Source organism: Hymenobacter sp. R533113, from assembly GCF_056835965.1.
Map to the genome: position 1 here is coordinate 1,407,576 of NZ_JAKWBD010000013.1, position 11,812 is coordinate 1,419,387.

Genomic DNA, 11,812 nt, shown 5'->3' on the forward strand with positions numbered 1-11,812 from the left:
ACCACGCCCTGCAAACGTTTTATTTTCCGTGCATCCCTGGGGGCATTCTTCGTCCTTAAAATTGAGTTTCTCCCAATTTCTCTCTAAACTTAACTTTCCACTCACCTTCCCAAAACCTTACCCTCTTGAAAAGACGTGATTTTGTAGGACTCTCGGCCCTGGCGGCAGGGGCTGTGTTCCTTCCCAACTTCCCTGGTTTTGGCGGCACTTTGGTTAGCCCAGAGCGTTTGCTTGAATCAGTTATGGATGCCGTAGTGAACAAGCGCTTGGCTGATGCGGCCCTGAATGCCGCCAAGTCGGCGGGGGCTTCCTATGCTGATGTACGCATTGGCCGGTATCTAAACCAAAGCATTTTCACCCGCGAAAAGCAGGTCCAAAACATTGCCAGCGGCGAGAGTTTTGGCGCCGGCGTGCGGGTACTTTCTAATGGCACCTGGGGCTTCGCGGCCACGAACACGGTGACCGAAGCGGGCCTGGCCAAAGCCGCGCAGCTCGCGGTGCAGATTGCTAAAGCCAACTCCAAAGTGCAGAAAGAGCAGGTGAAGCTAGCACCAATGAAAGGCCACGGTGAAGTGAGCTGGAAGACCCCAATTCAGCAGAATGCCTTTGAGGTGCCGATTGCCCAGAAAGTAGACCTCTTGCTCGCGGCCAACGCCAAAGCACTAGACAACGGTGCTAACTTCGTCAACTCCGCTCTTTTCCAAATTAACGAGCAGAAATATTTCGCCTCCACTGATGGCTCCTACATCGATCAGGATGTACACCGCATCTGGCCCACGTTTGATGTGACGGCCATCGACCGTGCTTCGGGCAAATTCCGGACGCGGCAGGCGCTAAGTGCCCCCATGGGCATGGGCTACGAGTACATGACCCCCAAGGCCGCCGGCAAGATTGCGGGCCCTGCGGGCACTGGCCTCATCGGCTACAAAGACAGCTACGACATCCTGGAGGATGCCACCCTGGCGGCCAAGCAAGCCAAGGAGAAAATCACCGCTAAATCGGTGGTGCCGGGCAAGTACGACCTCGTGCTCGACCCGAATCATTTGGGCCTGACCATTCACGAAAGCGTGGGTCACCCCACCGAGCTCGACCGCGTGCTGGGCTACGAAGCCAACTATGCGGGCACCAGCTTCGCGACACTCGACTGGAAAGCCAAAAAGCAGCCCTACGGCTCGAAGCTCGTCAACATTGTGGCTGATAAGTTACAGCCCGGCTCATTAGGTGCCGTCGGATATGACGACGAAGGCGTGAAAACGAAGAAGTGGGACATCATCAAGGATGGCGTGCTGGTAGACTACCAGAAGATTCGCGACCAGGCCGCTATGGTAGGCCAGAACGAGTCGGATGGCTGCTGCTACGCCGACTCCTGGGATTCGGTGCAGTTTCAGCGTATGCCGAATGTGAGCTTGCAGCCCGGCAAAGCCAAGCTTTCGGTCGATGAGATGATTAAGAACGTGGACAAAGGCATTTATATCGCCGGCCGTGGTTCCTTCTCCATCGATCAGCAGCGCTACAATTCTCAGTTTGGCGGCACGGTGTTCTATGCCATCAATAAGGGCAAGATTGACGGCATGCTGGAAGACGTGGCTTACCAGACCAACACCCTGGAGTTCTGGAACAGCTGCGCCGCCATCTGCGACGAGTCGGACTACCGTTTGTTCGGTTCGTTCTTCGATGGCAAAGGGCAGCCCTCGCAGGTGTCAGCCGTTAGCCACGGCAGCTCCACCACGCGCTTTAATGGTGTCAATGTAATTAATACAGCCCGCAAGATTGGGTAACGTTTGCCTCAACCCCTAGCCCCGCATCTGCTTTAAGCGCAGAGTCCAGAAGAGAAGGGGACTAGATTTAGGAGAAACTACCCTACTAGTCAGTACTAATTTGCTAGAAAGATTAGAAGCTAGTCCCCCTTCTCCCCTTGGAGAAGGGGCTAGGGGTTGAGGCAATCATTAGGGGGCAAAATCCACACTTCAAAAATCAGTACATCCATACCAACTAATGGCCATACTTTCCAAAGAAGAAGCTCAGGCAATCCTGACTAAGGTGCTGAGCTACAGCAAAGCCGACGAGTGCGAAGTCACGCTCAACGGTTCTACGGGCGGCAACGTACGCTCGGCGCGCAACGCCATTTCGACCGCCGGTGCCGTTGATAACGTGTCGCTAGCCGTAGAGTCACGCTTCGGCAAGCGCTCGGGCGTCGCTACCTGCAATGAGTTTGATGATGCTACGCTACGCCGCTGCGTGCAGCGGGCCGAAGAAATTGCCCGCTTAGCACCTGAGAGCCCCGAGTACGTGCCATTCCTCGGCGCCCAGAAATACCTGGTTCCTTCGCCCGCGGCGTTTGCGGCGGCTACCGCCAACATTACCCCCGACTACCGCGCCCAGCAAACGGCGGCCAGCATGAAGCTGTGCGAGCAGAAGAAATTAAGCTCGGCGGGCTTTCTGAATGATGAGGCTGGCTTCATTGCCAAGCGCAACAGCAAAGGACTCGAAGCCTACCAGCAGCTCACCAACCTGGAGTACTCCGTAACGGTACGCACGCCTGACGGCACCGGCTCGGGCTACGCCACCGCCGATTACAATGACGCGAGCAAGTTCGACGCCGCCCGCCTCACCCAGATTGCCGCCGATAAAGCAGCTGCCTCGGTAGGTGCCAAAGCCATTGAGCCCGGCAAGTATACCGTTATTCTGGAACCCGCCGCGTTGGTGGCCAACACTGATGCTTCCCTGCTGGCGGCGCTAATGGGTGCCCTCGACGCACGGAACGCCGACGAAGGCCGCTCTTTCCTGAGCAAAAAGGGGGAGGAAATAAAAAAGGCGAAAAGCTGTTCGATGAGCGCGTCACCATCTATTCCGACCCACTGAACGCTGAGATTCCGACGCTTACCTTCTCCGGTGATGGCCGTCCGCAGCAGAAAATGACCTGGATTGAGAAGGGCGTAGTAAAGAACCTCTACACCTCCCGCTTCTGGGCCCAGAAATCCGGCGTGCCCGATATTCCTCGCCCCGGCGGCTGGATTATGGAAGGCGGTACGCAGTCGGTGCAGGACATGATTAAGGGTACTGAAAAAGGTATCCTGGTAACGCGCCTGTGGTACATCCGCCCCGTTGATCCGCAAACGCTCTTGTACACGGGCCTGACGCGCGACGGTACCTTCTACATAGAGAACGGCAAGATCAAGCATCCGGTGAAAAACTTCCGCTTCAATGAGTCGCCCATTATTATGCTCAACAACCTGGAGGCCATCGGTAAGCCCCAGCGCGTGGGGGGCAATTTGGTGCCGCCGCTGAAGATTCGTGACTTCACCTTTACCAGCTTGTCAGATGCTGTATAATGAATAATTGGCGGTGGTCTAAAGCGTGGTGATGGTGCCGTTTCAGGTTGAATCAAAAGGAGCTTGAATAGCTTGTTCAGCGCCTTTTTCAGTTGGTCATGCATTAGGCTTATCACCACGCTTTAGACCACCGCCGAATAATTAAATAAGAGTGAGTTCTACTAATTTCACTATTAGAATTCGCTCTTATTTATTTTATTGATATGGAAAACTTAAAATGTTTATTCAGCATAATAGTTAAATACGAGACAACGATAAAATATTTAAATAATCTATTGCAGAGAAGTTTTGCTTTAATAGAGTCTCCCCTATTAGCAAAGAGAGCCGGAAAGGTTCCTGCCATCGACTCAGTTAAGATCGAAAATCATGAGTTTAGCTATAGATTTCATGGTCAAGGCTGCAGATTCGATTTCGAAGAATTAATCATTGAATTCGATTATAGTTTCAGTAATTACGAATACAAAGGTTTTCAGGCTTTCAAACTTTTTCTATTTATAGAAAGCTTTTTACCAGACAGCTCAGACCTTAGGAATGAAATATTCTTTTATGAAACACTTTTGTCATTAGAGAAAAATAAGATTATTAGTAAATACGAAGAAGCTATTGATACACACGAATATACAGTTAATAAAATTCGCCAAACTGTTTGATCTCAAATTTTACTTCATGAAACGACGCGATTTTGTGGGGCTGTCCAGCTTAGCGGCCGGCGCCCTGTTCCTGCCCAGCTTCCCCGGCCTGGGGGGCAATTTGGTGACGCCCGAGCAATTGTTGGTGCCCGCCGCCGACGTAGCCCTGAAAAAGCGCCTGGCCGATGCCGCGCTCAATGCCGCTAAATCAGCCGGTGCTTCCTATGCTGATGTGCGCATTGGCCGCTCCCTGAATCAAGGCATTTTCACCCGTGAAAAGCAGGTTCAGAATATTGTCAGCACCGAAAGCTACGGCGCGGGTGTGCGCGTGCTGGCTAATGGTACGTGGGGCTTTGCCGCCACCAATACCGTCAGCGAAGCGGGCCTAGCGAAAGCCGCGCAGCTAGCGGTACAGATTGCCAAAGCCAACTCCAAAGTGCAGAAAGAGCAGGTGAAGCTAGCGCCAGTGAAAGGCCACGGTGAAGTGAGTTGGAAAACGCCGATTCAGCAGAACGCCTTTGAGGTGCCGATTGCCCAAAAAGTAGATCTGCTGTTAGGTGCCAATGCGAAGGCCCTGGACAACGGCGCCAGCTTCGTGAACTCAGCTTTGTTCCAAGTGAATGAGCAGAAGTACTTTGCCTCGACTGATGGCTCCTACATCGACCAGGACATTCACCGCATCTGGCCAACCTTTAGCGTAACGGCTATTGACCGCGCCTCGGGTAAATTCCGCAGCCGCCAGGCGCTCAGCGCCCCGATGGGAATGGGCTACGAATACCTCACGCCGAAAGCCGCTGATAAAGTAGCCGGCCCCAGTGGTTCTGGTTTAGTAGGATACAAAAACAGCTACGACATCCTCGAAGATGCCACCGCCGCTACCAAGCAGGTGAAGCAAAAGCTGACTGCCAAGTCGGTGACGCCGGGCAAATACGACCTCGTGCTAGACCCCCATCACCTGGGCCTGACTATTCACGAAAGCGTAGGTCACCCCACCGAACTGGACCGCGTGCTGGGCTACGAAGCCAACTACGCTGGTACTTCATTCGCTACCCTGGAATGGAAGGCTAAAAAGCAGCCCTATGGCTCCAAGCTTGTCAACATTGTGGCTGATAAACAGCAGGTTAACTCGCTCGGCGCCGTGGGTTTCGACGACGAAGGTGTGAAGACCAAGAAGTGGGACCTTATTAAAGAAGGTATGCTCATCGACTACCAGAAGATTCGCGACCAGGCCGCGATGGTGGGGCAGAATGAGTCGGATGGGTGCTGCTACGCGCAGTCGTGGAGCGATGTGCAGTTCCAGCGCATGCCCAACGTGAGCCTGCAACCAGGCAAGGCGAAGTTGAGCGTGGACGACATGGTAAAAGGCGTGGACAAAGGCATTTACATTGCCGGCCACGGCTCTTTCTCCATCGACCAGCAGCGCTACAACTCCCAGTTTGGGGGCCAAGTGTTCTACGAGATTGACAAAGGTAAAATCACGGGTATGTTGGAAGACGTGGCTTACCAGACCAACACCCTGGAGTTCTGGAACTCCTGCGCCGCCATCTGCGACGAGTCGGATTACCGCTTCTCGGGCTTCTTCAACGACGGCAAAGGTCAGCCCTCGCAGAGCAGCGCCGTGAGCCACGGCAGCTCAACCACGCGCTTCAACGGCGTAAACGTGATTAATACGGCTCGCAAGATTGGGTAAAAGCCTCAACGAGTGGCCTCACCCCTAGCCCCTCTCCTAAGGGAGAGGGAGACTAGATATTAGTTCTTCTACCTACTTTTTCTAGAAAGCTAGTTTTAAAATTTAGTCCCCCTCTCCCCTAGGAGAGGGGCTAGGGGTGAGGCCACTCGCTGAACGTGCTACTATTCTCACACGAAATTATCAAGACAGCAATGCCCATTCTCTCTAAAGACGAAGCTCAGACCATTCTCAAGAAAGTTCTGAGCTATAGCAAGGCCGACGAGTGTAGTGTTTCGTTGCGCGGACGCAGCAGCGGCAACATCCGCTACGCCCGTAACAACGTGAGTACCGCCGGGGCCACCGACAACGTGTCGCTGGTAGTAGAGTCAGGTTTTGGCAAACGCTCGGGCGTGGCCACCTGCAATGAGTTCGACGAAGCCACGCTGCGCCGCTGTGTGCAGCGGGCCGAAGAAATTGCCCGATTGGCCCCCGAAGACCCTGATTATGTGCCGCTGCTGGGTCCGCAGCAGTATCTCACGCCCGTGGCTTTTGCTCAAAGCACCGCCAGCATCACGCCCGACTTCCGGGCTAAAGCCGCCGCCGACAGCATTGCCTTATGCCAGGAGCGCAAGCTCACGGCGGCGGGCTACCTGGAGGATGGCGCCAGCTTTCTGGCCATGCGTAATAGCAAAGGGCTGGAAGCGTATCAGCAGGACACGAACCTTGATTTCTCCATCACAGTCCGCACACCGGACGGCACCGGTTCCGGCTACGCGGTGGCCGATTTCACCGACGCCAACAAGCTCGATGCCAAAGTCCTCACCAAAATTGCGGCCGATAAAGCGGCTGGCTCGGTGAATGCTAAAGCCATTGAGCCGGGCAAGTACACCGTGATTCTGGAGCCCGCCGCCTTGGTTTCCGACGAAGGCCTGCTTAACAACCTGATGTACTCGCTCGATGCCCGCTCGGCCGACGAAGGCCGTAGCTTTTTGAGCAAAAAAGGCGGTGGCAACAAGTTGGGTCAGAAGCTGTTCGATGAGCGCGTAACCATCTACTCCGACCCGCTGAACGCGGAAGCGCCGGGCAGCGTGTTTGATGGCAACGGGTTGCCGGTGAAGCGTATGACCTGGATTGAGAAGGGCGTGATGAAGAACATGTACTACTCGCGCTTCTGGGCCCAGAAAAACAACGTGCCCGCCACGGCTTTCCCCAGTGGATTCATCATGGAAGGCGGCACCCAAACGGTGCAGGACATGATCAAAAGCACCGAAAAGGGCATTCTGGTAACGCGGCTCTGGTACATCCGCGACGTGGATCCACAAACTTTGCTCTATACCGGCCTGACGCGCGACGGCACGTTCTACATCGAGAATGGCAAGATCAAGCATCCGGTGAAGAACTTCCGCTTCAATGAGTCGCCCATTATTATGCTGAATAATATTGAGGCCATTGGCAAGCCCCAACGCCTGGGGGGCAATTTGGTGCCGCCACTCAAGATTCGCGACTTCACCTTTACCAGCCTCTCCGACGCGGTGTAGAATTCAGATTATTAATGCAAAAAAGCCCCCCAGACCAGTTCTGGGGGGCTTTTTTGTGAGGTGGCTACGCGAACTATTATTTAGTCCCAAAAACGTAGCCTGCTGAAAACTCAAACACCCGATTATACAGGCCGTCAATGCCAAATTGCTTACGCAATTGCTTGTCAGCAGCGTTATTATTAATATCAGTCAGTCCATAACTGAGGCGGGCCGTTAGTAGCAGGCCGTTTTTCAGGTCAGCGCCCAAGCCTCCACACAAACCAAAATCACCTTTATAGTCCGCTTTGACATCCCTGTTTTCAGTAACGAAGCCCTCCCCGTTGGATCCGGAATAATAAGATACTTGGCCCTTATGCCGGGCCGCCAACAACATTCCGAACTGGGGCCCTACCTGGACGTTGATCACGTTGCCCATATAGACTTTCACCAGCACCGGTAGGTTTAAGTACGATAGCTTGGTTTTGCTTTCGAGCGTAACCGGACCAGCCGGAAAGCGGTGGTTAGCACCTTGTTGAGAAAATACCAGCTCTGGTTGAATAGCAACCCGGGTTGAGGGGCGCCACCGCATTACCCCACCCGCCTGAAAGCCTACTTTGTACTCCGATGCCTGATTGAGACTGCCGCTTATAACAGAAAGACTCGGGCCGGACTTAGCACCAAAATGAACCCCTGTTTGTGCTTGAGCAGCTACCACGCTACCTAGCATTGAGGCTAATACGAGAAGATTTTTTTTCATAAAGTATAGACAAGAAAGGAGCAAAATACCCAGTAAGCAAAGTAAATGCCGCGGATTCTGCTCCCTTCTTGTCTATGCTTAATTGTCTCTGCCCAGCTGAAAGCTCACATAGGCCTGAAACACCCGATTCTTCAGCTCCGGGTCGTTGACGCCGCTGATGTTGCGGTAGTCGCCGATGTTATTGAGGCTGGTGGTGAAGCGGCCACCCACGGCGAAGCCCAGCGGCAGCTTGATGCCGGCCCCGAGCGCTACGCCCAGGTCACCTTTTTTGTAGTCGCCGCTGTTGTTGCGGTTAAAGTCAAGGTATTCTCTGGGGCCGGAGCTGGTTAGGTCTACCTGCGTGCGGCCTTCATCCTGCGATGACACCAGGTAGCTGAACTGCGGGCCGGCCTCCACGAATACGGGGCCGATGGTCGCTTTCAGCAGGACCGGCAACGTGAGGTAGTGCAGTTTGGTGTCAAACTCCTCCAATGATTGGTTGCGGATAAGGCTGCGGGCCTGGGCGCCCTGCATTGAATACAGCAATTCGGGCTGCAACGAAATCGGGCCGAGGATCTTGGCCTCATAAAAAATACCGGCGTGATACGAAGTTTGATACTCGGCATTATCGCCGACGTTGCCGCTGAGCACAGCGCGGTTGATACCGCCTTTCAAACCAAGTTGGGCCTGCGCGCTGAGCGCCAGGCAAAGGAAGCTAAACAACAATAGGACAGTGCGTTTCATAGGAAGTTGCAAGTTAGATTAGATGAGTAATACGTAGGATAGTAGTAGTCTATTGCCAAGAGCAGTGTGTTATTTATAGGTGATTAGTTTGCATTAATTAGGCCAAAATCGAAAACGTATTTTAACCTCGTTTAGTTTGCGGGTAGCTGTGCGAGTCGGTAGAAGCCCGTATTTTCCGAGGAGAATTTGCCCCCAGGCAACTTTGTTGGCCTTGCGCCGTCTCTTTTTCGTCGCCTATCAGCTTGTATGCCCGCTCCGTTTACCTTCGTACGACTTCAATACCGTTCCGGCGACTGGGATTCTGTGGATGAGAGAATGCCCACCAATCTGCTTCACTCGCTGATTCAGTATACTACGGTGCCCGTTAATCAGAAAGAGAAAGTAGTGGCCCTCGACAGCCCCGATCTATTTAGCTACCCTTTCTGCTACCTGTCGGGCCACCGGCTGGTGCAGTTTTCGGCGGCTGAAAAGCAGAACTTCACGCAGTACGTGCGCAACGGCGGCTTCGTATTCGTGGACGACTGCAACCATGACATCGACGGACTCTTTGCCCGCTCCTTCGAGGAGCAGATGCGCCAATGCTTTGGGGCCGGCGCACTCAAGAAAATCCCGAAGACCCACCCAATTTATAAGTCGTTTTTCACCTTTAAAGACGGGCCGCCGCCCACCTCGTTCGAGCTCAACGGCTGGGGCGACGACCTGGTTCACGACTATCTGAAAGCGGTGGAAATCAACGGCCGCGTGGGCGTGCTGTACTCCAACAAAGACTACGGCTGCGAGTGGGACTACGACTACCGCAACAAGCGCTGGCTGGCCGAAGACAACACCAAGTTTGGCGTCAACATCCTGATGTATGCGCTGACCGCTTAACCCTGAAAGAACACTGCGAGACACTGCGCCAAACACTGCGAAACACTGCGGGAAATGACGCCTGAACATCCTAGAAACTTCTCCCTGCATGACCGAACAAGAAGTACACCGCCTGCTCGCCAAACTACCACCGCTTAAAGAAGAAATTGCCAAAGTCATTGTAGGCCAAAGCGAAGTGCTCGATGAGGTACTCGTGGCGCTGCTGGCCGGCGGCCACGCCCTGCTGGAAGGCGTGCCGGGCCTGGCCAAAACGCTGCTGGTGCGCACCTTAGCCGCCGCCACCGATATGTCGTTCCGGCGCATTCAGTTCACCCCCGATTTGATGCCTACTGATATTCTGGGCACCGAGGTACTGGAGGAGGACCACGGCACGGGGCACCGCTCGTTTAAGTTTAACGAAGGACCAATTTTCGCCAGCCTAGTCCTGGCCGACGAGATAAACCGGACGCCGCCCAAGACGCAGGCGGCCTTGCTCGAAGCCATGCAGGAAGGCCACGTAACCTACGCCGGCCAGGAGCACGCTTTGCCCAAGCCCTTCTTTCTGCTGGCTACTCAAAACCCTATTGAGCAGGCTGGTACTTATCCATTGCCCGAAGCCCAGCTCGACCGCTTCCTGCTGTATGTGCGCATTGGCTACCCTTCGGAGCAAGAGGAACTAGCCGTACTCAGCGGCACCACGGGCACGGCACGGCCCGAGGTGAAGCCCGTGCTGGGCAGCGCCGATATTCGGCAGTTGCAGCAGCTCGTTCGGCAGGTCAGTTTGAGCCCGGAGTTGCTTGATTTTGTGAACCGCTTGGTGCGCGCCACGCGGCCGGCAACTACGGAGGTGAAGTTTATCAAGGATTACGGGCGTTGGGGCGCGGGTCCGCGGGCCGGGCAGGCGCTGATTTTGTGCGCCAAAGCTCGGGCCTTGCTACAAGGCCGCTTCGCCGTGACGCTGGACGATTTGCGGACGCTGGCGCCACCGGTGCTGCGGCACCGGGTGCTATTGAATTTCAACGCAGAAGCCGAGAACATCACGGCGGATGATGCCGTGGCTGAATTGCTGAAAGCGGTGGCAGTGTAGGGTAAGAGAGCATGTCATGCTGAGCCTGTCGAAGCATCTCTACCACTTCGTTACACCGGTGTTGATTACTAACTCATGTTACGCACGACTTGCTGCTGCGCTTCAAAAAGCGGCTTTTGCTACGCTCAGAAACAGCCTTACCGACTAATGGATGCAGTTGCTGCGTAACATCAGTTACTAACCAGTAGAGATGCTTCGATTCCTCAGCATGACACGCTCTCTCACCTCTCACTTCTAAAAGATGCTGGCTCCTGAAACCCTTCACGCTTTGCGCAACCTACCGCTGGCCGCCAAACAGGCAGCCGAAGGCTTTCTGGCCGGTCATCACCGGAGCCGGCGGCGGGGCGTAGGGATGGAGTTTAGCCAGTATCGCCCCTACCAGCCCGGCGACGATCTGCGCCGCCTCGACTGGCGACTGGCCGCCCGCTCCGACCGCTACTACATCCGCGAGTCGGAGGTGGAAACGAGCCTGATGGTGCATCTGCTGCTCGATGCCAGTGCCAGCATGAACCACCGCGACGACAACGGCCTGACTAAGCTGGACTACGCGCGGCTAGTGCTGGCCAGCATGGCATATCTGGCCACCAATCAGGGTGATGCTGTGGCACTGAGCGTGTTGCGGCCCGAAGGAGTGCAGCATTTGCCCCCCAGAGCCGAATCGCGGCAGCTGCTGCGGCTGTATCATTTGCTGGAAAAAACCGAGGCTGGGGGGCTTTTTCCGTCTACGGCTATGCTGGCTCCGCTCACGGCCCGACGGCAGCGGGCCCTCACGGTGTTTGTAAGCGATTTGTATGAGGAAGAAGCTGAGATGGAAAGCCTGCTTACCCGCCTGCAAGCCGTAGCCGGGGAAGTGCTGGTGCTGCACTTGGTGGCCAATAATGAGCTAACGTTTTCCTACCGCGGTTCTATCACCTTCGAAGACCTCGAAACCGGCCAGATTCTCCAGCTCGACGCCGACCAGCAACGGGCGGCGTATCAACAAAACCATCAACAATGGCTGCGCGCCACGGCCCAGTCGGCTCGGCGCCACGGCTTCGACTATCATCAGCTCAGCACCGCCGACCCGCTGGATCAGGCGCTGCGTGAGTTTTTGCACCGCCGGGAAGCACAGATGTGATGACGCTGGGGGCGTTTTGCTTGACTACTCTATAATTTCAAATGCTATCATCTTCTTTTTTAACTCAAATTAACAAGAACGTCATGCAGAGCGGAGCGAAGCATCTCGCGTGCTGATGCCAGAGTAGTAATC

Annotated in this window: 9 protein-coding genes and 1 pseudogene; 8 read left to right on the plus strand and 2 right to left on the minus strand. The window is 54.7% G+C overall.

The genetic code is table 11. From position 1 onward, the window contains the following. Positions 1–125: 125 nt before the first annotated feature. The 5 genes and pseudogenes from MKZ35_RS15480 to MKZ35_RS15500 all read left to right on the plus strand — a co-directional run bounded on the left by MKZ35_RS15480 (position 126) and on the right by MKZ35_RS15500 (position 7,168). A complete protein-coding gene (locus tag MKZ35_RS15480) occupies positions 126–1,778 on the plus strand; it encodes a TldD/PmbA family protein (protein WP_482514115.1) in 1,653 nt (550 codons plus the stop codon). 217 nt (positions 1,779–1,995) lie between these two features. Beyond that, positions 1,996–3,332 (plus strand): annotated as a pseudogene (locus MKZ35_RS15485) (TldD/PmbA family protein). A 203-nt stretch (positions 3,333–3,535) separates the two neighbouring features. Next, entirely contained in the window at positions 3,536–3,982 is a 447-nt protein-coding gene (locus MKZ35_RS15490; RefSeq protein ID WP_482514116.1) for a DUF6896 domain-containing protein, read from the plus strand. Between the two features lie 16 nt (positions 3,983–3,998). After that, complete coding sequence (locus MKZ35_RS15495; protein WP_482514117.1) at positions 3,999–5,651, plus strand: TldD/PmbA family protein; 1,653 nt, start codon at positions 3,999–4,001, stop codon at positions 5,649–5,651. Positions 5,652–5,842: 191 nt separating this feature from the next. Continuing rightward, positions 5,843–7,168, plus strand: a complete 1,326-nt coding sequence (locus MKZ35_RS15500) for a TldD/PmbA family protein (protein ID WP_482514118.1) — start codon at positions 5,843–5,845, stop codon at positions 7,166–7,168. Between the two features lie 76 nt (positions 7,169–7,244). On the opposite strand, the gene MKZ35_RS15505 is transcribed toward MKZ35_RS15500, so the two are convergent. Together MKZ35_RS15505 and MKZ35_RS15510 are read right to left on the minus strand one after the other, a co-directional pair. Further along, on the minus strand, positions 7,245–7,904 hold the full coding sequence (locus tag MKZ35_RS15505) for a porin family protein (protein WP_482514119.1): 660 nt from the start codon (positions 7,902–7,904) through the stop codon (positions 7,245–7,247). Between the two features lie 78 nt (positions 7,905–7,982). Further along, a complete protein-coding gene (locus MKZ35_RS15510) occupies positions 7,983–8,627 on the minus strand; it encodes a porin family protein (RefSeq protein ID WP_482514120.1) in 645 nt (214 codons plus the stop codon). 246 nt (positions 8,628–8,873) lie between these two features. Between MKZ35_RS15510 and MKZ35_RS15515 the strand changes: the two genes are divergently transcribed. The 3 genes from MKZ35_RS15515 (at position 8,874) to MKZ35_RS15525 (ending at position 11,680) form a co-directional block, all read left to right on the plus strand. After that, positions 8,874–9,497 carry a DUF4159 domain-containing protein gene (locus tag MKZ35_RS15515; protein ID WP_482514121.1) on the plus strand — a complete coding sequence of 208 codons (624 nt, stop codon included), beginning with the start codon at positions 8,874–8,876 and terminating at the stop codon, positions 9,495–9,497. Between the two features lie 88 nt (positions 9,498–9,585). Then, positions 9,586–10,563, plus strand: a complete 978-nt coding sequence (locus MKZ35_RS15520) for an AAA family ATPase (RefSeq protein WP_482514122.1) — start codon at positions 9,586–9,588, stop codon at positions 10,561–10,563. Positions 10,564–10,804: 241 nt separating this feature from the next. Then, the gene (locus tag MKZ35_RS15525) at positions 10,805–11,680 is read left to right on the plus strand and encodes a DUF58 domain-containing protein (protein WP_482514123.1); all 876 of its coding nucleotides are present in this window, start codon (positions 10,805–10,807) and stop codon (positions 11,678–11,680) included. Positions 11,681–11,812: the final 132 nt, after the last annotated feature.

Bases quoted from the DNA above. Each gene is read 5' to 3' on its own strand.
- MKZ35_RS15490 (WP_482514116.1), top strand. From the start codon at position 3,536: ATGGAAAACTTAAAATGTTTATTCAGCATAATAGTTAAATACGAGACA.
- MKZ35_RS15495 (WP_482514117.1), top strand. From the start codon at position 3,999: ATGAAACGACGCGATTTTGTGGGGCTGTCCAGCTTAGCGGCCGGCGCC.
- MKZ35_RS15500 (WP_482514118.1), top strand. From the start codon at position 5,843: ATGCCCATTCTCTCTAAAGACGAAGCTCAGACCATTCTCAAGAAAGTT.
- MKZ35_RS15505 (WP_482514119.1), bottom strand. From the start codon at position 7,904: ATGAAAAAAAATCTTCTCGTATTAGCCTCAATGCTAGGTAGCGTGGTA.
- MKZ35_RS15510 (WP_482514120.1), bottom strand. From the start codon at position 8,627: ATGAAACGCACTGTCCTATTGTTGTTTAGCTTCCTTTGCCTGGCGCTC.
- MKZ35_RS15515 (WP_482514121.1), top strand. From the start codon at position 8,874: ATGCCCGCTCCGTTTACCTTCGTACGACTTCAATACCGTTCCGGCGAC.
- MKZ35_RS15520 (WP_482514122.1), top strand. From the start codon at position 9,586: ATGACCGAACAAGAAGTACACCGCCTGCTCGCCAAACTACCACCGCTT.
- MKZ35_RS15525 (WP_482514123.1), top strand. From the start codon at position 10,805: ATGCTGGCTCCTGAAACCCTTCACGCTTTGCGCAACCTACCGCTGGCC.